Raw genomic sequence first — 26,508 nt, forward strand, 5'->3', positions numbered from 1 at the left:
TTATGGATTTATGCAGAGCATCAAGCATTATAAAGGAGGAACCAATAAGCAATGAGTGTTTCCTATACAAAAAGGACCCGGCTATTGATGGTGATGATAGGTTCGTTGCTGTTTTTAAGCTATCCGCTAATGGCTCAAGCGACTGAGGAGAAGACTGTACATTCTCAGGCAAGTGAAGAAGAAAACAAGCATGACCTAACTCCCAAAAAAGCTGGCGAGTTGGCCTTGGAACAAAATATTGATCTGAAGAAATTCCGCTTGGAACTTGATACGGCTGATATTAATGCTAATCAAGCCATTTATAATTCCGTAAAGATGAAGGAATCAAATATTTCATCGCTTGGCGAGGCTCAGCAGAAATATGTGCAAACAGCCAAAGCGGAAGCAGCACGAAATATCCACAAATATATGCTACAGGCCATGGAAGATAAGACCAAGCTAGGTGCAGAGAAAGCCTTTTATGAGCTATGGCATGCCAAGCAAGATTTGCAGTTACAGGAGCAAAGCTTAACTCGTGCCCAAAAGCAGGTAGATACGGCAAACGCCTTATTTACAGCAGGAATAAAAGCCAAAAACGATGTTTTGCAGGCTGAAACAGGATTAGCCCAAGCAAAAGCTAATCATGAAGCAGCTCGCAATCAAGTCCGCCTATCTACCCTTTCATTAAATCAATTTTTAGCAGAAGACTTGATGAAAGAATGGGAGCTCTCTATACCTGAAGGAGATATCCGTGACAAAGAAATTATTCCATTGGAAGAAGCCAAGCGTTTGGCTGTTGTTCAACGTGCAGAAATTCTCAAAAGTGACGAAGAGGTAAAAGCGGCGAAAAAGAGTGTAGATACGATAGAAAAATATTCAATCTTGTCCTCCTTCCAAGGACAGCTTGCCAAAAATGAATTGGAAACAGCAGAAATGAACAAGGAGCAAATCAAAAACGATATTTTGTTAGAGGTGACTCGAAACTATGAAGCTCTAACCTCCGCTAAACAAGGTCTAGAGGCACTTGATAAAGCAAGAGAAGCTTCCAAAGAGAATTATCGTTTAACACAATTACGCTATGAAAATGGTCTTGCAACAACCTTGGATGTTATGACTGCTGAGGAGGAGCTAGCAAAGAGGGCAAACGAATATGAAACAGCTCTGCACAATTATCAGTTAGCTTATCTCAACTACAAAAACTCGATGGGTAGACCTGTTTCTTAATAAAGAAACGTATAAATTTTAAGTTTTTTTTAAGAACTTGTACCCTTTCTTGTTAAGATCCGTCTTATAAAATAAGACAAAGGATCAGACAAGAAAGGAAGAGCATAAATGAAAGCGAATAAAAGCGCTGTAGAAACGACCACTTGTCTAGCTATGCAACGTTACGTTAGAGATAAAGTTCGGTTCTTTACTACATTTGTTAAATCTCCTCGCGAGGTAGGGAGTGTGACCCCAAGCTCCGCACGTTTATCTAGCAGAATGCTGGAAGGAATCGACTGGGCGGAAGTTACGTCAGTGGTTGAACTAGGCGCAGGTACTGGTGTGTTTACACAAAAACTGAAGCAAAAAATTTCACCCAATACAAACGTGTTTGTATATGAACAAGATGTAAAACTTCGAGCTGATTTACAAGAAAGATTTCCTTCATTTCACCATCATTGCGATGCTCAGTGTTTGTCAAAAGAGTTGAAGCAAGCAGGTGTAGAACAGGTAGATGTCATCATTAGCGGATTGCCGTTTATGAACTTTCCCCAGGAATTACGGGAACGGATTGTTGCGGAGGTTATGCAATCGTTAAAACCAGGCGGTGCTTTCATCGCATTCCAGTATTCCTTACAAATGAGAAAACAACTGAAAGAGACCTTTCGTGAGGTATCTATCTCTTTTGAGCCCTTGAACATCCCTCCTGCATTTGTCTATCGGTGTCGTAAATAACAGACAATCTGATGAGAAATAAGTAGAATGAACATGCGGTGCTATTTGTTCACGGGAGGAGCTCGATGATGAAAGAAACAATATTAATCATTGATGATGAAAAAGAAATACGTGATTTGATTGATATATATCTAAGTAACGAGGGCTTTCAGGTTTTGAAAGCGGCTGATGGAGTAGAAGGATTAAAAATCTTAGAGGAAAATCAGGTACACGTCATTATTTTAGACATTATGATGCCCAGATTGGATGGGTTGGCTGCCTGCATGAGGATCAGAGAAAAGCAAAATGTCCCGATCATCATGCTGTCCGCCAAAGCGGAGGATATGGATAAGATTATTGGGTTAGCTACTGGGGCAGACGATTATATGACAAAGCCGTTTAACCCGATGGAACTTTTGGCACGGGTAAAGTCGCAGTTAAGACGTTACATGCGGTTAAGCGGTTTTTCAGAAGTGAAGACTGATGAACTGGTAGTCGATGACTTAACGATCAATGTCTCCACGCATGAGGTGAAGGTAGATGGGCGAGAAGTCAAACTAACTCCACGGGAATTTGCCATTTTAGAACTATTGGCTCGCCATAAAGGAATTGTATTTAGCGCTGAAAAAATCTACGAACGAATCTGGAACGAGCCTTTTTATCAATCTGATAATACGGTTATGGTACATATACGTAAAATCAGGGAGAAAATTGAGCAAAACCCACGAAAACCTCGCTATATCAAAACCGTTTGGGGAGTAGGTTATAAAGTTGAGATGGAATCCATTTAAGCTAATACCATATACGTTTTATGCGTGTTATAAGCTTGCGAAAAAAATGATTGCTCAGGGAAAATCAAGTTTACGTATTCAATTGATTGCGGCTTTTGGACTATGTGTACTGGCTGGATTTTTTGTGGCGAATGTCCTTAATCCCTATATGCTAACGCAACAGGCATATATTGATTATACACAAGGTATGGAAAATATTGATAATCATGCACGTAATTTGATAAGCACCCTTCGAACAGAAAATGAAAATAAACAACAAAATCCTTCCTATCAATTTGATTTGCAGGAAATAATTGATGACCGTTCGGATAGCGGTAAGTATCGTATTTTATTGGCTGATGAACAAGGAAAGGTTTTATATAAGAGTAAACAAACCTCTGAGGCTACAATCGATATTCATTCTGTTATCCAAAATGCAATGGATGTGCGTATCTATCGCCAGGATTATCAGAATGAGGCGAAAGAATTTGTGTCCTTTTATCCTGTGGATGTGGGGGAGAAAAAGCTATATCTAATAGTACGAGGTATGCCAGAACCATCTATCATCTATCGAACAGGCTATAGTCAGTTACCTGGACTGATTGGTTTTGGTGTATTTATTTTTTCCTTTTACTATCTTACAAAACGAAAAATGTATCAGATTCAAAGCATTTCTCAAGGCATTCAAGAAATGGCACTGGGGAATCTGGATATCCGTGTACCGGTTAACAGTAACGATGAATTAGGACAGTTGGCCCAGAATATTAATGTTATGGCCATGCAATTGCATCATACTAGAGAGGAAGAACGCAAGGCGGAGCGAACCAAGCATGAGCTAATCACCAATGTTTCACATGATTTACGCACTCCGCTTACTTCTATTATGGGCTATTTACGGTTGATTCAGGATAAGCGTTATCATAGTGAGGGGCAATTGGAGGAGTATGCCGGAATTGCTGTAAATAAGTCGGAACAGTTAAAACGCTTAATTGAAGACTTATTTGATTATACGAAGCTCTCTAATAACGGTGTAGGAATGCAAATGCAGCGAGTTGACATATTAGAAATGTTAGAGCAGTTAATGGAGGAGCTTGTACCGCAAGCAGAGGAAGAAGGCTTGTCCTTTCGAAAAAACTATGCTGTAGATCATCTATTCGTACATGTAGATGCAGATAAAATAGTGCGTGTGTTTGATAATTTATTAATAAATGCCATTAAATATAGTGATAAACCAGGGGAAATTTTAATAAATGCAGAGGAACTTGGAAGTTCTATTCGTATCTCGATTGGGAATAAAAGTCCCAAACTGACTCCTCAGGAATTAGAGCGTTTATTTGAACGTTTCTATAAGGTTGATGAATCTCGAAGCATGGCAAAGGAAGGTTCTGGATTGGGCTTAGCCATTGCTAAAAGCATCGTTGAATTGCATTGCGGAAAAATTTGGGCTGAATCGCATGACAACATGATCCTTTTTTACGTGGAATTGCCGCAGGAAAAATCCCCATAATACTGGAAAAACGCATGTCATTCTCTTTAAAAAGAGAAGCATGCGTTTTTTGTTGTTCGTGATTTATTTCCTATGATAAGTTTTTCTAATGATAAGCATTGTATATCTGTATTTCACTTGTCAATCAAAAGAACTTATAGTGAAAGCATGGTAAGGGAAGTTCCTTGATAGACAGAATGGAGAGATACAATGGAAGGTAAAACAAAAACCAAAGAGCTTGTCAAACAAGAGAAGCAGATCGTTGGTTTTATCATGGGAGTAGCAATTACTTTAATAATTGCTTTAGCAGCTAGGTATTTGGCTCAATTTCCTTTCTTAAGCATAATGGGACAATTGGTAATTGCTATCCTGATCGGTATTATCTGGCGTGCTGTGGCTGGTATTCCGCAGCAAACGATTGCAGGTACAAATTTTTCCAGCAAAAAATTGCTTCGATTCGGCATTATTTTACTTGGGATGCGATTAAATTTGATGGATATTTTATATGCAGGTCCTAAAGTGTTTGCTATGGCGGCATTAGCCATTATTTTTGGATTGAGTGTTGTTTATCTATTTACACGTTGGTTCCAGGTAGAGAAAAAATTAGGCATTCTAACGGCATGTGGAACGGCTATCTGTGGTGCGGCAGCGGTTGTGGCAATTGCACCACAAATCAAAGCTAACGATGAAGAAACAGCAATCGGAGCGGCTACTGTAGCTATTTTGGGCACTATTTTCACACTTTTATATACGCTTCTCTATCCTTTTCTTGGTTTTACACCTAATGGTTATGGTGTTTTTTCGGGTGCGACCCTACATGAGATAGCGCACGTAATTGCCGCAGCGGCACCTGGTGGAAATAATGCTGTAGATATTGCTGTCATCGTCAAATTAACTCGGGTTGCTCTTCTTGTCCCGATCGCCATCGGTATAGGAATATGGAGCAGTCGTTTGGAACAAAAGATGACTGGGGAAATCAATAAACGGTTTTCCTGGAGGTCACTGCCTATTCCATGGTTTATCTTTGGATTTTTGGCGATGAGTGCTGTTAACTCACTAGGTATTATTCCTCAGGAAATAGCTACACAAATCGTTAGCATCGCTTATCTATTAATCGCGATGGCTATGGCCGGTTTAGGGTTAAACGTAAATCTAGTTGCCTTTAAGCGGATGGGATTAAAATCGTTTTCAGCCGGCTTAGCTGGATCGGTGTTGCTTTCCCTATTTGGCTTAGCAATGACCTATGCTTTTCATTTAGCTTAATGAAATACTGCCTCCATTCCTTTTGGGAGTGGAGTTTTTTTATCTCGAAAGACGTACATTCATATGTTACAAGCTTGTGAACAAGATTAGTTTGCTGTATGCTTCAAATAGCGGAAGCTTGAAAAGGGGAGTACAAGGTATGCATTACTATGGAAATGAAACGATTATGTCGATAACGCAAGCCATTCATTTAAAGCCAAATGAAATCAGGGTTCTTGAGTGGGTTCGTACCTATGAATATGTTGAAAATACGTATGGTGTAGACGAGAATGTGCCAATATTTTTAGAGATTCAGCTTATACCGGAAGGGGTCCGTGTTCAAAAGAATCAAATTACGGATTTTCCTAATTTTACTTGTTTGCAAAAGGAAGTATTTAGCGATATTGAATCAGCTCTTGGTGTATTTAAAGAATGGGCTGACGAGATCATTGATCGCTTGAAAAAACAAGGAACGGCCATCGAGTAAGGGGATGAGTGTATGCGTGATACAAATAGCCGATACGGAAATCTACCTCCGCGGCCCCCTGCTTTGTTATTTCAGATTGTTCAAAAATTTTATCGCGGGGCTGTTAGTCATTATCCGGTCATTGAGCTAGCCAAAGAACAGCTACGTCAAGCTGTATTTGAATGGGAGGCTTGTATAGAAACAAAAAACAATGACGAATTAGAAGCAGAGGAGTTGGTTCGAAAAGCGCTTACTACTTTGTTTCTAGAGTTTCACTTTTATGTGACGTGCTGGTTGCAAATTGATTTGGCGCTTCATCGCTTATGTACCCAACCGAATGGCTCTGTGTTCTGTCGATTGAAGCAACGCTTTTCAGATGATATAGAACGGCATCTTGCTGTACGGAATTGTGTAGATGACACTGAAGCGTGTGTTTTTGCCCAAATGGAACACACCGAGGGAGATTTGAGTCAGCTTGCAAACGATAGTTACTGGTTTGATGGACGATTGTTTACTGTTGATACGACTAGTCTGCATACACTTAATGAGCTTTATCGTGCCATTATGGAGAAAAGAGGGAGCGTATGAAAATAAGTGGGAAAGTCGGCTGTGTCCTGATAGGTTTTTTGGTTGTTTATCTGTGGATCATTCATTTACCCTATCCTCCGTTGCCTATTGCCTCAATGCCGGTCGAACAAGCGATGGCTATGGTAAAGGAACATCCTGAACAGCTAGTTAATATCGGTAAAGAAGAGGGTTACGTGTATTATATGATGAAAGGAACACAAAAGGAGGCGGCAGAAAGGGTAAAACAGCAAATGGCTCAAAAGGGATACCAATTCGTTGAGAAGCAAGGAGCAGGGTATTTCTTTGAACGTAATGGCCAAAAGCTGGTGATTACGAGTAACATGTGGACTGGCAATTATGTAATCTTGAAGACGGCGAACCCTCTCTAAAAGGAGAGGGAAGCATTGCCCCATCTCTATAGCATTGGAGAAGCTGTAAGCGGACAGCATTGCTCGTCTTCAGAGTTCTTGTCTTTGGATTTCACTTGCAATAAGCTCTCCACAATGTATAAGTGTAGAGCATTATATGATTTGTTGCGGAAATGCCGGAAAATCAAAAAGACTAATAACGTGACAAAACCAACAATAAGCACAGAGAGCAAAGGGATGCTATTTGCAATGTAATGTGTAAGTTTGCTGGAAAAAATGATGAAAACGATGGGAACGGTAGAAAAACAAAACGGTATATAGCCAAGCTGAGCTTCTGTTTTTTTAATTGCAGCACAGAGAATGCGCAGTTCATGAACGGTGAGTGTCTCATAAAAGTGCCAGATTTCTTCAATTTCTAACAGATCCTCACTGCGTTGAACAGCAATCTGTTGTGAATCATAGCGCCTAAGAGATTTATACAGCTTGCGAAAGTCGCCATACGGCTTCATATTCAGCCTCCTCTTACGAATAAAAAAGACCGCCTGTGAAGAGCGGTCTTTTTGTTTACGGCTAAGCAATAGGGGAAAAATTATATGCCGCTATAAGAGTGTAATGTACCGTATCCACCAGCGTTTTGAGCTTTTACTTCTTGAGGATTGGTGCCTGCAAAGCCACTTTGATAAATGCTTGAAGCAGGAGAACTAAAGTTTTGATAGCTTTGTTGAGCTTGTTGAGAAAAAGCTGGTGTTGCAAATCCTGCATTTAACGATCTAACCTCTTGCACATTAGTTCCAGCAAAACCAGGCTGGAATACACTGTTAGCCCCAGCATAGCTCACTGGACTGCTGTATGAAGGAGCTTGGAATTGATATGATTGGGTTTGCGGCGTGAAGGATTGGTACGGCTGTTGAGCTACAGCAGGCAAAGAATAGCCGGCATTAAGCGCGTGTACCTCATGTGCATTTGTACCTGCAAAGCCAGGAGTATACACACTGTTAACGTTGCTGTTCATACCTTGAGATAAAGCAGTTCCTGCTTGGCCTGCGTTTAATTGGCGTACCTCTTGGACATTTGTACCAGCAAAACCAGGTTGGAACACGGTGTTTGCATTAGTAAATCCGCCTTGTGCCGCAAAATTTTGGTTTTGTCCGTAAGCTAGGTTTGTTAGGCTTGCAACACCTGGAGTAGGCTGACCTGCGTTTTGAGCTCGTACTTCTTGAACATTTGTACCAGCAAAGCCAGGCTGGAATACGCTATTTGCACCAGTAAATCCGCCTTGTGCTGCATAATTTTGATTACCATAAGAAGGGACTTGTCCGTAAGCTTGATGTGCCAAAGCCGGAGCAGGCTGACCTGCATTCAGAGCTCGAACCTCCTGAACATCTGTACCAGCAAAACCACGGGTGAAAACACTGTTAGCAGCTCCAAAACCACTTTGTGTCCCAAAAGATGGGCTTGGTACTTGGCTAAAGGCTTGGTTTGTTGGATAAAAGCTATTGTTCAAGGCTTTTACCTCCTGCACATTTGTACCAGCGAAATTCGGATTGAAGATCGCGTTTGCAGGTCCAGAGATTTGGTTGTAAGCAGAAGTATTATAATTTTGATTGTAGGTCATGTTGACCACCTCCTACCCTCAGTTTTTACCAACAAAGGAAACTCAATGCATGCAAAGGAAAAAAATTTCGTTTTTCCTTATAAAAAAAACAGGGAACTGCATCAGTAGGATTGATGAGACTCCCTGTTTGTAAGCTATATATGTTAGTTGTAAATAAATTCAATTTTATTTAGCAATGTGCCTTTTCAGCTAGTTTCTCTTTTACGTTTCATTCGTTCTAGGAATGATCATGCGCTCTTCTTCCCTTTGAACATGCTCCTCTTCCTGATTAGAACGCTCTTCCGAAAATAATTGCTTAATCCTCTCCTGCTCTGCTTTCGGCCCAAGCACGTACAAGATATCACCTGCTTGTAAAATGGTATCTCCCTTTGGTATCAGCAATTTTTTACCTCTGATAATCGCGTTTACTAGTGCCTGATCAGACAATTGAAGATCGAGCAGATTGATACCTACGACATTGCTGTTTTCCCGAATGTGAACTTCAATCATTTCAGCATTGGTTTTTGCAAGCGAAACCAGTTCCAGACTATAGGGAGCTACTGTCTTTTCCCCTTTAGAAAAGCCAAACCAGTTGGCAAGAGGCGAAATAGTCGCTCCTTGAATAAGAGCAGAGGTTAAGACAACGAAAAAGACCACATTAAAGATTAGCTGAGCATTCTCTAGTCCAGCAATCAAGGGATAAGTAGCTAATACGATTGGGACAGCGCCGCGTAAGCCTGACCAAGCGATAAAGGCTCGTTCTTTAGTTGAGAAGCTCATACCAAGTGTACTTACATAAACTCCGATTGGTCGTGCTACAAACATTAGTAGAAAGGAAAGTGCAATACCTTGCCAAATCACTTCCAACAAATCTGATGGAAAAACCAGCAAACCTAGCAGGATAAACATTAGGATTTGCATCATCCAGGCAAAGGCTTCGTTAAAGCGGAGAATGGAGTGCCGATAGGGAATGTCAACATTTCCTACAAAGACAGCCATCACATAGACGGCGAGTAAGCCACTTCCGCCCAATATGGATGTGGCACCGTAGGCTAGAACTGCCAGTGCGATAGACAATACCGGATAGAGTCCGGATGAGTCCAAATTAATGCTTTTAATAAGCATAGTGGAGATTTTGCCTAATAAATAACCCATTACTAGACCTAACCCCATCTCCCATAAGAATTCTAAAAACATTGCCAATACATTCACTTCTGGATGCTGCATGAATTCTATCAGGGCAATGGTCAAAAACATCGCCATCGGATCGTTTGTGCCTGATTCTGCTTCCAGTACGGAAGTCAGCCGCTTTTTTATATTTTTATTGCCTAATACGGCAAAAACAGCAGCGGCATCTGTAGAACCAACAATTGCACCAAATAATAAGCCTTCATTCCAAGACAAGCCTAAAATAAATTTGGCACATGCACCAATAAGAAAAGTGGTGAGAACAACACCTATGGTTGCTAAGGAGAGAGAGGGTTTGGCCACAGCGCGAATGTCAGTCCATTTCGTCTGCATGCCACCATCGAACAAAATAATGATAAGGGCGAGAATACCGAAGAGTTGTGTTAACGAGGCATTATCATAATAAATGAATTTGCTCAGGATCATTCCAACCCCAACGAAAAAAACAAGGGAAGGAAGACCGATGCGTGAAGAAAATTTGGCTGTAACAACGCCAGTAACCAAGAGAACAGCGAGGAGCAAAATGATATTATCCGTTGTGAAAATCAACCATACACCAACTCCTTTCGATAAAATAAAAAGTAAGAAATCATCTCTGTGATATTTGTTACCCGATAGCTCTTTCTTTTAAATGTACACGAAACTGAGGGAGATGCAATATTTTAGGTGCATTTTTATGCTTTTTTTGTAATAAATCTCACAAAAAAGTACGTTTATACGTTTAAATTTGTTGTTTTGTTCTATGTAAACGCAACATATGGACCTATTTTTAATGAAAAGCGTAAATGTTTATAAAAGAATCATTTCACTATTACAATGGTAGTGGAGCGAGCATAGAAAAATACCCTTCCTAATTAGGAAGGGCTGAATAAAAGTAAGGCTCTTTTCACTTGCACATGTGCTGTGAATAAAAAATAATGTTGCGCAGTGAAGCACGGCGGATATCTGGTTCATCGAATTTTTCCGGTTTAGAATTTGCTTCAAAAAACCAGATATCACCATCAGTCGTTATTCCTAAATCCATAGACATCTCAGCAAGATCTCTCATATTCTGCTGAAGGGCTTTAGCTATTACAAGCACAGTTTTCCTGATGTTCTGCAGAATGAAAATGGACCACTCTTCTCCAAAAATTTGGGGAAGGACTTTATCAGGTGAAAGAACAGAACCCCCGCGTGGGACATGAGTGGTAATGCTTCGGGCCCCTGCTTGTCGAATTCCTATCCCTGTTATATCCCAATGTCCCTTACCATTTTTTTGTGTAAGGACACGCACATCAAATGGGCGATCATTATAGGTAGCAAGCATAATCCCCTGCTGAACGATGTAGGGTTTCCGCTGAAGAATCGGCCAAAGATATGTCCAGAGTTCATCTAGCGTGTAAAATGATCTAGATAAGGATTTTTGTTGATGAACACGGCGTAAGAGCCAGATCGTATCATGTTTTTCAAGACGCATGATTCCTCGCCCAGCTTTTCCACGTATAGGCTTTAGATAAAGAACATCATGTTTTCTAGCAAAGGACTTCAGTCGCTCAAAAGAATCTAATTTGTAAGTATCGGGCAAGAAAGGAGCGACTTCCTTTTTGGCTTGTAGGGTGGTAAATAAGCTTTCCTTATCGAAGAATTGACGGTTGAACAATGTCACGTTCTTCAGTTTTGAGATGCGCTTGAGAGTTTCTTGCATATGCTCTTTTTCCTCTACTGTACGTGTTGGAATCCGATTATATATAACATGAGGAAAGGGAGTTTCAAAGCTTTGCCAGAATCCATTACGTTTATCGTATAGATAACCTCGTATTTTATAAGTTTCCCAGTCTATACCATCTGGTGTAAATACGAATACGAGTGCTCCTAGCTTTTGTCCTGTTTTGCTTATCTCCTGAAAGTTTTCCCTATTTCCTTTAAATGACTCGCCTTTGCCAGAAGTAAGAATGCCAATTAGAGGAGCAATTTGTAGCATATTGTTATACATGCTCCATCTGATGCGGGTACGATAGCGACCTGTTACAGTAGGAGCCAATCCTAGGTTTAATGTTTGCTCAACATGGAGGGGACCCAATGGCACGGTGATATGATTTGTGGAAGTAAGCGGGATGGGAAAGTGGATACCCTCTACATACCATTGTCCTGAGGGGAGTATGGTCAGCCAACCGGATTCCCAGTGGGACATTAGAAACTCCTCCTTCCTTCAGCCCGTGTTAAAAATTAGCTAAATAGCGACCGTAATCAACGAGTAAACTACGCGACATTTCATCAGCTTGTTTTAGGCGTGAATGTTTAAAAATGGAGCGTCCTGGTTTGGAGTTAGCCTCGAACATCCAAATATTCCCTTTTTTGTCGATGCCTATATCTAGACCGAGTTCACCTAGATTCGTGCCGTAAGCAAACTCAATTGCATTTGCTAAACGAATAGAAGCTTCACGAACACGCTTTTCTAAAGTGTGATGCTGTTCTGGGAATAGGGTTTCCAACAGCTCTTTACCTGGGATAACCATTCCTCCAGTTCGAACATGGGTAGTAACACTTCCAGCACCGGCTACTTTGGCAGCTAGACAGGATACGACCCAGCTATTTTCCACGTTTTTGTGCAAGTGAACACGGAAATCGAGTGGACGACCTGAATAAGTGCATAAATCAATGCCCTGCTGAATCAGGTAATTACTTGCGCGGCGCGTTTGAAACACATGCTGGTATAACTTGGATAATTTCTGAAAGCGTCGGGTGACATTACCTGCTCCGCTATGGTAAGAGAGCTGATAGCCTTTTGGAAGCTGCTTTATTTTTAGAATCCCATAGCCGAGACTGCCATCTTTTGGTTTTAAATAAACCATAGAATATCTGTCAAGCATGCTTTTTAGCATGGAGAGTGTAGGAGCTACCTGGGTTTCTGGAATGAATTCATTTATTTCCGGCATGGGATACAAGCGTTGATGAACACCCCATTTATCAAAAAATCCAATATTAAACATGGGCACATACTGTTCATTGGCTACACGAAATTTAAAGTCCTTAACAGAATCTTGGCGCTCCGCTGCACGAGAGGGAACGCGATCATACAACACGTCTGGCATGGCAGTCCAAAATCTTTTCCATACGTACTGCCCCTTATTGGTAGAGCGCAAGAACCAGCCGTATACTCGATTAGATGACCAATCTACATCATTGGGTGTAAAGATAAAGTAATAAACCCCTTTTCCTTTCTGAGCTGACAATAATTTTTGAAAAAAGCTTGATCTAGGGCCAATCGGGGCTCTACCTCCATCGCGTATTCCTGTGGTGACTATACCAATGGAGGGACCAACCCGAATTGTTCCATCTTCGTGTTTTAAATGGATCATACCGGGATGAGGGATGGCTAAGGCTTCTTTTAGTGGTGATGTTACTTTTACTTGATTACCGGTTTTTTGTTTTTTTTCTTCAATAATGATTCCATGTACCGTTATTTGCCCGTGCGAGATAGCAACTCGTTGTCGATTCTTAAATCCCCAGTCCCGGCATAGATGGGAAGGGAGCACGATGCCTTTGATACGGGAGTAGGTAAGAAATCGTAACCGTACTGAGATGGTTTCCATGTACTCCTAACCTCCTATACGCTTATTCAAGAGATATTCAGCGTATTTTACTGGCTGTGCGACCGAATGTAGTCTGGCATTCCCATCTTCAATTTGGCGGAATACCGTCCGGCCTGGTCGTGAATTTACTTCAATAATCCATACATGCCCTTGCGTATCGACCCCTACATCTATTCCCAGCTCTACCAAACGACCATGATGTTTTTCTAAAAAAGGGGGAAGGAGTTGAGCAAGCATACCCACTTCTTCTATGATTTGATGACATAAGTCATGTGGATAATGTTTCATTAGGAAATCTTCTAATGGTACGGCGATTCCCCCTCCGTGCAGATTAGAGGTAATGCTTTCTTTCTTCCCTACTCGTACGGCCTTGCCGGTTGTTGTCCATTTGCCCCTCCCGTTTTTCTGGACTAAAATACGTATGTCAAAGGGGAATCCATCTGAGGTGTGCAGCTTCAAATAAGGTTGCAAGATGTACTTACGCCCCTTTGTTATCTTTTTAATACAGGAGAGAAGATTTTTTTTAGTTGTTAAGGTACGTGTAAAGGGTTTATTATCCCTCGTTCTACCTATAAGTTCATACCCTTTTTTTACAGAGCAGATACGAATTACTCCGCTTCCATGGGTTCCGGCCATGGGTTTTATAATGACAGCCCCTTGTTCAGCCAGATTTGTTTCAAGAAGAGTAGGGCTAAAGAGCTTTGTCTGCGGTAACCATTTTTGTAAATTCTTTGATTTCATAAGGATGTTATGCACTTGCCATTTTCCCGATAATCCGCGACCTAAGAAGGTAATTTTAGGATCATTTTGCAGTCGTTCAATAATCGATCTATATTTAGTGATATGGGGTCCCATAAAATACCTATCATAGATTAATTGTGGAAAGGGAATTTCTATGCGCTGCCAAGTATGTTCAATAAGTTCAAAGCCTACTATGGTACGTGAGGTAAAATCAACCTGACGAGGAGAAAAGACGACTATGCGTATACCTAGCTTGCTTCCAATGCGTGTTAAAGTGGTATAATAAGACTTTTCCCGGAAGGTTGGCTGGTTTGGCGATCCTTTGAAAATGGCCATAATTCCTAATGTTTTTTCTTGTCTTCTCATTTTGATCACCTACGCTGTCTTATCTATTCTTCTTTTTCTGAGGTGTTGTTTGATAGATTGGTTGGGTAAAGCCATTTAAAAAAGCGGTGTAGCTTACTAAATGTCGAACGGAAGGTCTTGCTTCTCGGGGAGCAGTTTCATTTTCGCGTAAGCGTAAGCTGGTAATGCTTTTGGAGGGTTTGCTGTTAACCTCTAACAGCCAGACTCTTCCGTTAGTATCAATACCTAGATCAATACCAAACTCTGCGAATTCTCCTTGTAAAGCGTATTCTAACCGTTCAGCGATGAGCAGAGCGACCCTCTTGAGCTTGCGAATAGATGGCTTTTTATTACGTTTCCATGGACCGCATGTTCGTAGGGCCTGTTTAGCAGACATAATACTACCACCACGTGCTACATTTGATACAATAGAATTTTGACCTGTTCGAGCAACGATGGAGGTGGTTGCCCAAATGCCACGATTGTTCTTTTGTACCAAAACACGAAAATCGGTTGGATTGGAGTCGATGCCAATAAGGTGCAAGCCTTGTTGTAGAACATAAGATTTTCCTTTAGAACGCTTTCGTAGGAATTTTTGCAAAGAGTACAGACTTTTTTGCTTTAAGGAGATGACCTTGTCTTTTGATACAAATCGAACACCATATTCACCATTTGCTTTTATCAGGCGAAAAATACCCCTTCCCAAACTGCCATTAGCGGGTTTGGCGTACACGATACGGTGGGTTTGTAGCATGGTTGATAGCTCACCGTTTGGGCCAAATAACATGGTTTTGGGCAAATAAGTGGAGACGGCTACATCATTGCGAAGAGCTTTATGAACCTGCCATTTGTTTAAGAAACGCTCATTAAAAAAGGGGATCTTCAAAAATTTACAGCGTTCCACAAAATCCACTACCTTTTCACTCTGCTCTCGTTGTCGAGAAGATAGCCGATTATAGATTGAATGGGGGAGTGGGAGCGTGGTTTTTTTCCAGGTGTTTTTCTGCCTAACGAATGCGGAAACCGTTTTATTCTCCCAATCAACGTCATCTATGGAAAAGATACAAGCGAAGCCACCTTTCTGTTTGAACGTATCAACCACTTCATTAATAAACGAAGAGAGGGAACCAAAAGGCTCTTGTTTATGATCCTGTTGATAGCTGGTGAGCAAAATCCCCACATAGGGGCCGAAATAAAGCGTTTGCTGCTGTGGATCATAACGCATGAGAAATTTGGTCCCGGTAGGAATATGGAGAGCACGAACAAGGGAAGGACACATAGTGACATAGGAATCCTGATCTACTCCTGAAACCTTTGCTCGTGCTCTTGATACACCAAAGCAAACGGTGATAAAGATATCTGAGGGAATGTCTAAACTCTTCATGAGATGAAGGGGAAGCTGTAGATCAGACCGCTCTTCTATGGGTATAGATGCCTGAATGATAGTGCGAACATATGACATGATGATCCCCTTTCCATAGGCGTTAGGTTAGTCTATCTTATGAGTTCTAAAAATAATTGGTTCCAGATAGGAGTAGAAACATGAATGCTTGGATAACATTACTTCTCAATGTAGGGATTGGCTCAGCTATTGGTGGCATTACGAATGATCTGGCTATCCGGATGCTGTTTCGCCCCCATCGTGAGATAAAAATAGGCGGATTTCGAGTTCCTTTTACCCCAGGTCTTATCCCAAGACGACATAAGCAAATCTCAATTGAAATGGGGAAATTAGTGGAGAATCACCTGCTGACAAAGGAAGGGGTTAGACAGGGATTACGAGCAGCAGGAGTAGAACAAAAGCTTATACACATAGCAAAGGGACTCCTGCAAAAATGGATAGCTAGCGATGTAACCTTTCGTGAGCTAATCGAAAAAGCTATGCCAAATGCATTAGTAGATGGAGATAGGCTAGCTCCGCAAATAAGAAAAAACGTATATTCGGTCTACGATGAGCGTGTGACAAATTGGCTAAAAGGCATAGAGGATAAGACGGCAGAGTCAATGCTTTCACCAGAAATCCTGAATAAAGTGGAGCTACTTGTAGATCAATTTGGGGACATGCTCATTAGCCGATTAAAGGACTATCTGCATGCGCCAGAAGGTCAAGCTCAGGTTCAAGCCTTGATTCGTCAACTTGTAGGGGGAAGCGGAGGCATGTTGGGCGGTTTAGTGGGGATGTTCTTAGGGGACGAGAAGTTGGTTGCCAAGATTATGCCCCACTTGGAATCAATCCTAAGCAATCCACAGCTTATCGATAAATTAAAATCGACACTTCATCTAGAAATGAATAAGCAACTGGAGCGCCCGATAAGTGATTTTCTTGGGATGATAAGCCAAGAAGAATTGAGCAAGTGGAAAGAGAAGCTGTTCGCTAAAGGTGAAGAAGTGGGAATTGGGTTATTGGACAAGCGTGTGGGAGAAGTCCTTCTTACATTCGAGGAACAAATAGCTACATACTGGTTACCAAGAGTTGCCCAGTGGTTTACAGGGAGATTAGAGGAAAACGTAGATAGACTGTTCGATTCTCTTCAGATCAAGGAAATTGTTACGAAACAAGTAGAGGGATTTCCATTAGAGCGACTAGAGGAAATGATCATCGGCATTTCGGGAAGGGAATTCCGCATGATTACAGTACTAGGTTTTGTACTGGGAGCAATTATCGGACTTGTGCAAGGCTTACTTAACTTTTTAACATAAAACAAATAAAAATAAAAAATTGTAAGAAGGGGACAAGTAATGAAGAGGAGAGCCATACCAATGAAAGCAAGAAAACATTGGTTGGGCCTCTCCATCTGGCCCCTTCTTCCTCTATTATTGTGATGGAGATACCTGCTTATGTTAAAACAAAAGCGATTTGCCACATGAATGACAAACCGCTCTTACTCTGATAGTATATTCCATTATTTACACTTTTGATTGTTCTTGTGTCTTGGGTACAGATACTTCATTTGGAACTCCAATTCCCGTAAAGCCCAGAATGACAGTAATAATTGGACACAGTAGACAGAAGAAGGCATAAGGCAGATATTCCAGAGTTCCGACTCCTAGCACTCCCGTTAAGAATACTCCACATACGCTCCAAGGAACCAGTGGATTAACAACTGTCCCCGCATCCTCTAGCACACGCGACAAATTTTTACGGGCTAGCCCTAGCTTTTCAAAGCTTGGAAGAAAGGCTCTCCCTGGCAAAATAATGGACAGATATTGCTCCCCAACCAGCACATTAATACTAAGGCTTGACATAGCAGTAGAAAAAATCAGTCGTCCGCGAGTTTTTACAAACCGCTGAATACAGGAAACCAGATTAGAAATCACACCGATTTCATATAAGATTCCGCCTAAACCTAATGCTAATAAGATCAGTGCGACGGACGATAGCATACTTTGAAGACCCCCGCGTGATAGAAGAGAATCCACTTCAGCTTGCCCAGTTGTTGAAACAAAGCCATTTTGCATGATGGTTAATAAAGAAACCAATGATTGATTCGGTTGAGTAATTAAAATCAATAGTAAGGAGGATACAATTCCTGCAAATAGAGCAGGAATAGCTGGAATCCGTTTGTAAGCCATAAAAAATAAAAGCAATGGTGGCAGGAATGTACTCCAGTGAATAAATGAGCTCATTTCCAAGCCCTTACGGATGGTTTCAAAATTTAGTGGAACCTGACTTGTAACAGAACTCCCCAAGTAAAAGTAGAGCACTAAAGAAATGATAAACGCAGGAATAGTGGTCCACATCAAATGACGAATATGTTCGAATAAATCTACTTTTGCGACCCCGGGAGCCAGATTGGTTGTATCTGATAATGGCGACATTTTATCTCCGAAGAATGCTCCAGAAATAATAGCCCCTGAAATCAGCGCCAAATCAATTCCAAGCATTTTACCCATACCAAGAAAGGCAACACCGATAGTAGCTACTGTCGTAAAGGCACTTCCAATACTAGTTCCAACGAGCGCGCACATAACAAAAACGGTAACCAGAAAGTAGTCAGCGGAAATAAGAGAGAATCCGTACAAAATCATGGTTGGAATCGTTCCGCAGGCAATCCAAACCGCAATTAATACTCCGATCAGCAAAAAAATTACTATAGAAGGAATGCCAGAAATAATTCCTTCTCGAATTCCTTTATCCATTACCTTCCACGGTATTCTTTTACAAAACCCAAAGGCGACGGAGATCATGATGCACAATAAGATAGCGATTTGCGGAGGGGCCTGCAGATTGAGCACTAGATAACCAATCACCACCAATAAAATGAGAATAAGAGCGAGTGAATCTGGAATTTTTGTCCAATTAGATGATGGTTGATGCTGCATCTGAGTGACCTCCTTTTTCTGTTATTGGTAAAATTTGTTTAGTATTACTTTAACGCTTATACGCTTTCAAGCACTAAAGTTAATTATTTATAATATCAGTGTACATGAAAAACGGAAAGTTTACAATGAGGCTAAAAAAATTTTTGTTTTCTGTACGTAAAAAGGAGTGTAACCTTTTTTTCATTTCTTACGATTAGTGGGGCGAAACAGCTAAAAGTAATTAGGAGCAATGAATTGTGAAAATGAAAATCGCCCTCTTAACCACAGCCAATAGGAACAGGCTCTGGGCCAATTGCAGCCAAACTGTTAATCTGTTTTTAAACTACCTATATGGATTTGATGAATTACAATTTTGTTACCAGAAACAAAAAACATCGGTTAAAAAGAAGATTCCTTAACGCTTCCTTTATGGTTGAATGAAGCGTTTTTTTGAGTCGTTCTCTTGTTTATAATGAAAGTAATGGAGAAAATCGAGAGTTTGATAGTTGTTTCATCCTTTGGTTTTAGTCATAATACTACAATGTATAGTGCAGAAGAAAGGTGATGAATATGTGGAAAGAATTTCGTGAATTCGCGATGAAGGGCAACGTCGTAGATTTGGCGATCGGTGTTGTGATAGGAGGAGCTTTTGGTAAAATTGTTACTTCTCTAGTTAATGATTTAATTATGCCATTGGTTGGTTTACTCTTAGGACGTATCGACTTTTCTAATTTGTTTATAAACTTGTCTGGAACTCATTATAATACAATAGCAGAGGCAAAAAAAGCAGGTGCAGCTACACTAAACTACGGTCTGTTCCTGAATTCTGTTTTGGATTTTCTCATTGTAGCCTTTAGTATTTTTATTGTGATTAGACAGTTAAATAAGCTACGTAAGAAAAAGGAAGAAATCAAGCAAGAAGAAGCAGTTACGACCAAGGAGTGCCCATATTGCATTTCTAGCATTCCTTTACAGGCAAAGCGTTGCCCAGCATGTACCTCTCAATTAGTGGATGGACATCCTTCAGCCTAATAGCTAGAGGAGAAGATAAGTAACCAAAGATTGTCAGTTTAAAAGCAAATCTGTTACACTACTTACAATACATCCTAATATAAAAGTGAGGGAATACTGTGAATTACGATAAAGCACATGAATTGGCACGTGCCATTAAAGATAGCGACGAGTACAAAGCATTTCTAGCTGCTCAACAAAACGTGAGTGCAGATCCAGAGGCTAGTCGCATGCTAGCTGATTTTCGTCAAAAACAATTTGAATTGCAGATGAAGCAAATGAGCGGACAAGAAGTAGGTCAAGCAGATATGGAGCAAATCCAAAAATTGTATGAAACAGTTCAGCTTCATCAAGAAATCCGTAAGGTGCTAGAAGCAGAGCGCGTTCTTGGACAGATTATGGAGGATGTTAATCGCATCATAGCTGAGCCTCTACAGGTTCTGTACGGTATTGAACAGTAATTTTTGTTTGTAAACAAAGAACGAATGAAATGAAATGCATTTGTAATTCGTTTGTAACATTCCTGTAATATTAAGGGGATAAGATAAAAACATGATGAAAACCCCCTTAAATTATATACGTGATTTGGTGTAACGGGCGCCGTTACACCCTTTTTTTTTGTCTAGGCATGGGGTAAAATTGTTGCAAGGAGCCTTTTTAAGTTAATGAAGTACATACATGATTCGTATGATAACTATATAATATCCTTCATTTGTAAAAACGGTAAACAAAGGGCAGGTGGCTAACTTGGCAACAAAGCACGAACAAATCATACAACATATTGATCGCCTTCCCATCGGAACTAAGATTTCTGTCCGACAGATCGCCAAGGATCTTGAAGTAAGCGAAGGAACGGCTTACCGCGCGATCAAAGAGGCCGAGGTACAAGGATATGTTAGTACCATTGAACGGGTAGGAACTGTCCGGATTGAGAAAAAGCATAAGGAAAACTTTGATCGTTTAACTTTTGCCGAGGTAGTAAATATTGTGGATGGCAGTGTGTTGGGTGGTAAAGAGGGTTTACATAAGACTTTACATAAATTTTTGATAGGTGCCATGAAGCTAGAAAACATGGTCAAATATATCCAACCGGGTAGCTTATTAATTGTTGGAAACCGAGAGCAGGCCCATCGTCTTTCTTTACAAAATGGTGCGGCTGTATTAATTACCGGCGGATTTGATACAAGTGAGGAAGTTAAAGCGCTAGCAGACGAGCTAGAATTACCGATTATTTCTACTACGTACGATACATTCAGTGTGGCTTCTTTATTAAATCGTGCTATTTATGACCGTCTTATCAAAAAAGAGATTGTCATGGTAGAGGATATTGTAAAACCCTTAGATGAGGTTCCCGTTTTATTGCCTACAGATCAAGTGAAAAAATGGCATTTGTACACAGAAAAATATAAAGAGACACGTTTTGCTGTAGTCGATGAGTTTCGCCGGTTAGTTGGTATCCTGACATCTAAGGATATTATAGGTAATGAAGATGATGTTACTGTGGATAAAGTGATGACACGCAGCCCCATTACGACGTCACCAAGGGTCTCTGTCGCTTCCGCCGCTCATTTGATGGCATGGGAAGGAATCGAATTGTTACCGGTTGTGGATAATTTCAAAAAGCTCCTGGGAGTCATTACACGTCAGGAAGTTCTGAAAGCGTTGCAATACATGCAGAAACAACCGCAATTAAGCGAAACCTTTCCAAATATGATCATGAGTCAGTTCCGAGAAGAAAAGGATCGGGATGAAGTCTCCTACATTGGTGATGTAACTCCTCAGATGACCAATCATTTGGGAACAATTGCAAGTGGCGTATTGACGACCGTCATGACAGAAGTAGCCTGTAATGAATTGCGCCGACATCGACGTGGTGATATGGTGCCGGAGAACATTACCGTCTATTTCTTAAAGCCAGTTCAGATTGAAAGTCAATTAAAGATAAAACCGCGTTTGCTAGATGTGAGCCGCCGCTTTGGCAAGGTGGAGGTAGAAGTGTTCCACCGCGATCAAATGGTAGGAAAAGCAATGGTTACAGCGCAGGTTTTGGAAAGATAATGCAGATGATAAAACCGGAGCGAGGAATGGATTTCCTGCTCCGGTTTTTGCGCTGTGGAAACGTGAAATTTTTTGAATTGAGAGTAGTAAGAACGATCGGACTTTACAAATCATATGAGCATTTACCAACAACTTCTTACATACGAAAACCCATATAGGTTACACCAGCGATGAATAGCATAAAGATCACGACAAGCAATTGACAAAAACCTGTGCCGGAAAAGAAAAAACTGCCTAGTTTCCATTTCCGTTGATGCGTAATATAGTTGGGCGGAGCGGAAGGCTCCGGCTTTGGTAGCTGGTCCATATAAGCTGAGACATCTAGTTTTAAAACGCTAGCGTAACTTTTCACAAATCCTTGGACATACACTTGATGAGGAATTTTAGAAAATTCTTCTTGTTCGATTGCCTCCAAATAAGACAACGGGATATTTGTTTTCTGATGAATATCTGTTAGGCTAATCCCTTTTGAAATCCGTGCTTCTTTCATTACGAACCCAATTCTCTCCATACAAATTGCTCCTAAACAAAATTCTCGCAGGCTTGCTTACACACTCATGAACAGACCTGAATTTATTCCTCATTATATGACGAGTAAATCAAACCTCCTGTTACATCTGTCCAAAAAATTTTCAAACATTCTTCATTATATTGTGTTATGAGAAAAAGAGATAGCTGGCCTTTATATTTATGATAAGTATATTATTTGTAAAGATCAATATATGATAACCCATTTATTTTCGTTATCACAATAGTAAAAAAACCGCCATCCTTCTTCCGTTTGGAAAGGATGGCAGTTTTTTGTTACTTTATAGATCATTTTATTTTAGTGTTTCCGCTACTCGTAACCATTCTTGTTTGTTGCGGATATAGTGTTTTGTACCAAGCACGAGATTAATAATGCCTACCAACAGCATTACAAAAGCAACCCCAATCCGAATTCCATCTAAGTCCTGAAAGGAAAATTGATTGAGACCAAATAAGATGAGCAGGCAGCCTAAGGAGATATTCATTTTTCCAAGTGTCATACGGGATTGCAATGGATGAAGACCACGACGACGAGCGTTAATGCTATAGTAGACTCCCATGATGAGGGAGGCAATCATACCGGTAAAATAAATAGCAAACCACATCATGCAACACCTACCCTTCCTTTTTAAATGAACATATCATGACATCTGTATTATAGCATACATATTGACGGAAAAATTCGCATGTTCTTACAAGTTCTATCTTTCTGTTACACGAATAAAGGTTCGCCTCAATTGCTCCTTCGGGTATAATAGGGATATACGAAGATCAGTAGGGAAGGAGCAAGATGATGACAGCATCCTTCGTTCATTTACATGTGCATAGCGAATTTAGTTTATTAGATGGCGCCGCACGGATTGATCAATTGGTGCAAAAGGCTGCTGAGCTTAAGATGCCGGCCTTAGCAATTACGGACCATGCGAATCTATACGGAGTCATTCCTTTTTATAAAGCATGTCTTGAGAAAGGAATTAAACCTATTATTGGCATGGAAATTTACCTAATTGATGGAGATTTGCGTGATCGGGTGACACGACATGCCAAGGCCCCTTATCATTTGACATTACTTGCAGAGAATGAGCAAGGCTATAAAAATTTAATTCAGTTATCTACAATTGCTCATACAGAGGGCTATCAAGTGCTGCCGCGAATCAATCGAGAAAGGCTGAAGAGATATGCAAACGGCCTGATTGCGCTAAGTGGTTGTACAGAAGGAGAGATTAGCCAGCTTTTATTAGAAGGCGATATAGAGGCAGCAAGACAAGCTGCTAGCTGGTATGCTGATGTTTTTGGCCCACAGCGCTTTTATCTGGAGCTTCAGGATCATGGGACAGAGAAAGAGCGTCGCCTAAATCAACGTATATTGAGATTGCATGAGGCGACACAAATTCCGCTGGTAGTCACAAATAACGTGCATTATGTGGAAAAGCAGGCAGCAGAGCTGCATGACGTTCTGCTCGCTATCGGCCAAGGTGTAACCATTACAGATGCTAACCGATCTCGCTACGAGACGGAGGAATATTATCTTAAATCGGCAGAAGAGATGGCTAGTCTGTTTGTCTACGCGAAAGAGGGACTGCAAAACACCCTTCGTATAGCGGAACGCTGTCAGGTGGAAATTCAGTTAGACCAGCACATTTTGCCGCGGTTTCCGTTACCAGAGGGAGTAGAGGCGGAGCAATATTTGCGACAAATATGTGAAGAAGGCTGTGTCAAGCGTTACGGTGCTCTGCATGCCGAGGTGCGGGAACGCTTAGATTATGAACTATCTGTCATAACAGGGACAGGCTTTACCGATTACTTTTTAATCGTTTGGGATTTTATGAAATATGCTCATGAGCAAAAAATAGCTACCGGTCCGGGTCGAGGATCAGCGGCAGGCAGCTTGGTCGCCTACGCGCTCTCCATTACCAATGTAGATCCGCTTGCTCATGATCTGTTGTTTGAGCGTTTTCTCAATCCAGAGCGCATAACTATGCCTGATATTGATATTGACTTTGCAGTGGAGCGTCGTGACGAGGTTATTCATTATGTAGCAGACAGATACGGTCATGATCGGGTGGCGCAGATTATTACCTTTGGTACACTTGCTGCACGGGCGGCTGTTCGTGATGTTGGCCGGGCTCTAGGCTTATCACTTGCTTTGGTAGATCGCGTAGCGAAAATGATTCCACAATCTCCATCTATGACCTTTGATAAGGCCTTCAAGCTTAATCCTGACTTAGAGCGTTTGACTGAGGAGAATCGAGACGTAGCCAAGCTGATCCGGCTAGGCAGGGGATTGGAAGGATTGCCGCGCCATGCTTCTACGCATGCGGCCGGGGTAGTTATTTCACGTGAACCCTTAACAGAATACGTACCCCTGCAAGAGGGGAGTGAGGGGCTATTACTTACTCAGTTCCCAATGGATATTCTAGAACAGGTCGGTTTGCTGAAGATGGATTTTTTAGGTCTACGCAATCTGACGATTATTCAGGAAACGTTAAAGGAAATGAACCGTCAGGGCATCCCTTTGTCATTAGACTCATTGCCAATGGAGGATGCAAAAAGCTTTGCAATGCTGACACGCGGTGAAACAACAGGTGTGTTTCAGCTAGAGTCAGCGGGAATCCGCAATGTGCTTCGAGATTTAAAGCCGACCTGTCTTGGTGATATCGTGGCTGTTCTTGCTTTATATCGTCCAGGGCCTATGGAGATTATCCCCGATTATATCAAAGCCAAGCATGGGAAAACTCCCGTGCACTACGCTCATCCCGATTTAGAAGCAATTTTGCAAGAGACGCACGGCTTTATTATTTATCAGGAGCAAATCATGCAAATTTCTTCTAAAATGGCAGGCTTTACTCTAGGTGAGGCTGATATTTTACGGCGGGCCGTAGGGAAAAAGAAACGTGAGCTATTGATGGAACAACGTGAGAAATTTGTGGCAGGCAGCATTGCCCAAGGATATGAGGAGCAGCTTGCCAATGAGGTTTATGATTTGATTGTTAAATTTGCCGATTACGGTTTTAATAAAGCCCATTCAGTAGCGTATGCGATTATTGCCTATCAAATGGCGTATTTAAAAGCGAATCATTCACTAGCTTTTATGGCCTCATTACTATCCATGTCGATTGGCAGCCAAGGGAAGATTGCGGAATATGTAGAAGAAGCAAAGCGCTTGCGACTAACAGTGCTTCCTCCTTGCGTAAATGCCAGTGAAGCATTATTTAGCGTTGAGCCAGATAAGCAGGCGATTCGCTTCGGACTGGCTGCTGTCAAGAATGTAGGATATGGTGCAATCGAGTCAATTGTCAAAGAACGGATAAAAGCTCCGTTTTCAGATCTGATTGATTTTTGTTCAAGAGTAGACAGTCGATTGGTTAACCGCCGTGTGATTGAGTCTTTGATTATTTGTGGCGCACTGGATTCATTGCCAGGTCATAGAGCTCAGCTTTTATTGATGCTTGATGAAGCCATGGAGAAGGGTGGTACACGTCGAAAAGACAAAGAAGCTGCTCAGTTAAATTTGTTTGCATTTACAAGTGAAGCCGGCTCTGATAATAAAGGGAATCAACCAGAACCAGAAAAGATAGAATATCCAGAGGTTCCTCCCTTCTCGCATATACAGAGCTTAAAAGAGGAAAAAGAGCTATTAGGTGTCTATCTGTCCGGTCATCCACTCGATCCCTATTCTTATTTAACACAGCATAAAGAAGTAACCATGATCCCTGGTATGGATGACTTACCGCATCAGCATGTAGTAAAAATTGTAGGGATGATAACAGAGGCTAAGCGAATTCAAACAAAAAAAGGCGACCCGATGGCATTTCTACAGGTAGAAGATAAAACGGCTCAAGTAGAGGTAGTTGTTTTTCCGAAAATATTTCAAACGGCCCAAACCTTTTTATATAAAGAGGCGATCATTGTGATTGAAGGACGTATAGATCGTCAGGGAGATACGCCTAAATTGATCGCTAACAGGATCTGGGACGGAAAAGCATTGCCTAAGCCACAGATGGAAAGCGTATTATTTATTAAAATCTCTCCAGAGCATGAAAGAGGCGATACCCTGGTTCGGTTAAAAGAATTGTTTACCAAGCACAGTGGAATGACCCCAGTTCTGCTTTATTACGAGCAGAAAAAACAAATTTTACGCCTGCCAAACGAATATCGAGTGGAAGCAAATATCGAAATACTTGAGAAAATGAAAGAAATAGTGGGAGATGAGTGTGTAATTCAGAAAGAATTACCCATAAACGGGGGAGGATGAACGAAGTCCTCCCTTTTTTGCGCTTTATAGCAGGTTTACAGTTGGAAATGATTTGATATAATGAACAGTAACGGCGTTTGAGTGGTCTGACCACTTCGACATACAACAATATGGGTAAT

General features: G+C 41.1%; 23 protein-coding genes. 13 read left to right on the forward strand and 10 right to left on the reverse strand.

Annotated elements, in window-relative coordinates:
• Nucleotides 1–51: 51 nt before the first annotated feature.
• The 8 genes from AYJ08_RS10450 to AYJ08_RS10485 all read left to right on the forward strand — a co-directional run bounded on the left by AYJ08_RS10450 (nt 52) and on the right by AYJ08_RS10485 (nt 6,816).
• Complete coding sequence (locus AYJ08_RS10450) at nt 52–1,203, forward strand: TolC family protein (protein ID WP_064017674.1); 1,152 nt, start codon at nt 52–54, stop codon at nt 1,201–1,203.
• Between the two features lie 108 nt (nt 1,204–1,311).
• Entirely contained in the window at nt 1,312–1,917 is a 606-nt protein-coding gene (locus AYJ08_RS10455; RefSeq protein ID WP_064017675.1) for a class I SAM-dependent methyltransferase, read from the forward strand.
• Between the two features lie 65 nt (nt 1,918–1,982).
• Nucleotides 1,983–2,687 carry a response regulator transcription factor gene (locus tag AYJ08_RS10460; protein ID WP_003335274.1) on the forward strand — a complete coding sequence of 235 codons (705 nt, stop codon included), beginning with the start codon at nt 1,983–1,985 and terminating at the stop codon, nt 2,685–2,687.
• Nucleotides 2,668–4,173 carry a sensor histidine kinase gene (locus AYJ08_RS10465; protein ID WP_082890921.1) on the forward strand — a complete coding sequence of 502 codons (1,506 nt, stop codon included), beginning with the start codon at nt 2,668–2,670 and terminating at the stop codon, nt 4,171–4,173. Before AYJ08_RS10460 ends, AYJ08_RS10465 begins: the two co-directional genes overlap by 20 nt.
• Nucleotides 4,174–4,362: 189 nt before the next feature.
• The gene (locus tag AYJ08_RS10470; protein ID WP_064017677.1) at nt 4,363–5,415 is read left to right on the forward strand and encodes a YeiH family protein; all 1,053 of its coding nucleotides are present in this window, start codon (nt 4,363–4,365) and stop codon (nt 5,413–5,415) included.
• 139 nt (nt 5,416–5,554) lie between these two features.
• Entirely contained in the window at nt 5,555–5,881 is a 327-nt protein-coding gene (locus AYJ08_RS10475) for a hypothetical protein (RefSeq protein ID WP_064017678.1), read from the forward strand.
• Between the two features lie 12 nt (nt 5,882–5,893).
• Entirely contained in the window at nt 5,894–6,448 is a 555-nt protein-coding gene (locus tag AYJ08_RS10480) for a hypothetical protein (protein WP_064017679.1), read from the forward strand.
• On the forward strand, nt 6,445–6,816 hold the full coding sequence (locus AYJ08_RS10485; protein WP_064017680.1) for a hypothetical protein: 372 nt from the start codon (nt 6,445–6,447) through the stop codon (nt 6,814–6,816). Before AYJ08_RS10480 ends, AYJ08_RS10485 begins: the two co-directional genes overlap by 4 nt.
• 26 nt (nt 6,817–6,842) lie before the next feature.
• On the opposite strand, the gene AYJ08_RS10490 is transcribed toward AYJ08_RS10485, so the two are convergent.
• The 7 genes from AYJ08_RS10490 to AYJ08_RS10520 form a co-directional block, all read right to left on the reverse strand.
• On the reverse strand, nt 6,843–7,304 hold the full coding sequence (locus AYJ08_RS10490; RefSeq protein ID WP_064017681.1) for a hypothetical protein: 462 nt from the start codon (nt 7,302–7,304) through the stop codon (nt 6,843–6,845).
• A gap of 80 nt (nt 7,305–7,384) precedes the next feature.
• Nucleotides 7,385–8,410, reverse strand: coding sequence for a hypothetical protein (locus tag AYJ08_RS10495; protein ID WP_064017682.1), 1,026 nt, complete (start codon nt 8,408–8,410; stop codon nt 7,385–7,387).
• 201 nt (nt 8,411–8,611) lie between these two features.
• The gene (locus AYJ08_RS10500) at nt 8,612–10,126 is read right to left on the reverse strand and encodes a potassium/proton antiporter (protein WP_064017683.1); all 1,515 of its coding nucleotides are present in this window, start codon (nt 10,124–10,126) and stop codon (nt 8,612–8,614) included.
• A gap of 337 nt (nt 10,127–10,463) precedes the next feature.
• Nucleotides 10,464–11,747, reverse strand: a complete 1,284-nt coding sequence (locus AYJ08_RS10505) for a YheC/YheD family endospore coat-associated protein (protein WP_064017684.1) — start codon at nt 11,745–11,747, stop codon at nt 10,464–10,466.
• Between the two features lie 28 nt (nt 11,748–11,775).
• Nucleotides 11,776–13,149: a YheC/YheD family endospore coat-associated protein gene (locus AYJ08_RS10510; RefSeq protein WP_064017685.1), complete on the reverse strand. Its 1,374-nt coding sequence runs from the start codon at nt 13,147–13,149 to the stop codon at nt 11,776–11,778.
• Between the two features lie 6 nt (nt 13,150–13,155).
• Entirely contained in the window at nt 13,156–14,256 is a 1,101-nt protein-coding gene (locus AYJ08_RS10515; protein WP_064017686.1) for a YheC/YheD family endospore coat-associated protein, read from the reverse strand.
• A 19-nt stretch (nt 14,257–14,275) separates the two neighbouring features.
• Complete coding sequence (locus tag AYJ08_RS10520; RefSeq protein WP_064017687.1) at nt 14,276–15,697, reverse strand: YheC/YheD family endospore coat-associated protein; 1,422 nt, start codon at nt 15,695–15,697, stop codon at nt 14,276–14,278.
• An 80-nt stretch (nt 15,698–15,777) separates the two neighbouring features.
• Between AYJ08_RS10520 and AYJ08_RS10525 the strand changes: the two genes are divergently transcribed.
• A complete protein-coding gene (locus tag AYJ08_RS10525) occupies nt 15,778–16,935 on the forward strand; it encodes a DUF445 domain-containing protein (RefSeq protein WP_064017688.1) in 1,158 nt (385 codons plus the stop codon).
• Between the two features lie 207 nt (nt 16,936–17,142).
• Here the strand turns inward: AYJ08_RS10525 and nhaC are convergent, their stop codons facing one another.
• Complete coding sequence (gene nhaC, locus AYJ08_RS10530; RefSeq protein ID WP_064017689.1) at nt 17,143–18,558, reverse strand: Na+/H+ antiporter NhaC; 1,416 nt, start codon at nt 18,556–18,558, stop codon at nt 17,143–17,145.
• Between the two features lie 549 nt (nt 18,559–19,107).
• Here nhaC and mscL point away from each other — a divergent pair.
• From mscL to AYJ08_RS10545, 3 genes are all read left to right on the forward strand, one after another.
• Nucleotides 19,108–19,569, forward strand: coding sequence for a large conductance mechanosensitive channel protein MscL (gene mscL / locus AYJ08_RS10535; protein WP_064017690.1), 462 nt, complete (start codon nt 19,108–19,110; stop codon nt 19,567–19,569).
• Nucleotides 19,570–19,667: 98 nt separating this feature from the next.
• Nucleotides 19,668–20,009: a YlbF/YmcA family competence regulator gene (locus tag AYJ08_RS10540; protein ID WP_064017691.1), complete on the forward strand. Its 342-nt coding sequence runs from the start codon at nt 19,668–19,670 to the stop codon at nt 20,007–20,009.
• A 286-nt stretch (nt 20,010–20,295) separates the two neighbouring features.
• The gene (locus AYJ08_RS10545; protein ID WP_064017692.1) at nt 20,296–21,606 is read left to right on the forward strand and encodes a DRTGG domain-containing protein; all 1,311 of its coding nucleotides are present in this window, start codon (nt 20,296–20,298) and stop codon (nt 21,604–21,606) included.
• 136 nt (nt 21,607–21,742) lie between these two features.
• On the opposite strand, the gene AYJ08_RS10550 is transcribed toward AYJ08_RS10545, so the two are convergent.
• Together AYJ08_RS10550 and AYJ08_RS10555 are read right to left on the reverse strand one after the other, a co-directional pair.
• Entirely contained in the window at nt 21,743–22,117 is a 375-nt protein-coding gene (locus AYJ08_RS10550) for a helix-turn-helix domain-containing protein (RefSeq protein WP_003339140.1), read from the reverse strand.
• Nucleotides 22,118–22,427: 310 nt separating this feature from the next.
• The gene (locus AYJ08_RS10555; protein WP_035317946.1) at nt 22,428–22,739 is read right to left on the reverse strand and encodes a YtpI family protein; all 312 of its coding nucleotides are present in this window, start codon (nt 22,737–22,739) and stop codon (nt 22,428–22,430) included.
• A gap of 185 nt (nt 22,740–22,924) precedes the next feature.
• Between AYJ08_RS10555 and AYJ08_RS10560 the strand changes: the two genes are divergently transcribed.
• Complete coding sequence (locus AYJ08_RS10560; RefSeq protein WP_064017693.1) at nt 22,925–26,389, forward strand: DNA polymerase III subunit alpha; 3,465 nt, start codon at nt 22,925–22,927, stop codon at nt 26,387–26,389.
• Nucleotides 26,390–26,508: the final 119 nt, after the last annotated feature.

Source organism: Brevibacillus sp. SKDU10 (genome assembly GCF_001645205.1).
In the GTDB taxonomy this organism is placed as follows: Bacteria; Bacillota; Bacilli; order Brevibacillales; family Brevibacillaceae; genus Brevibacillus_B; species Brevibacillus_B halotolerans.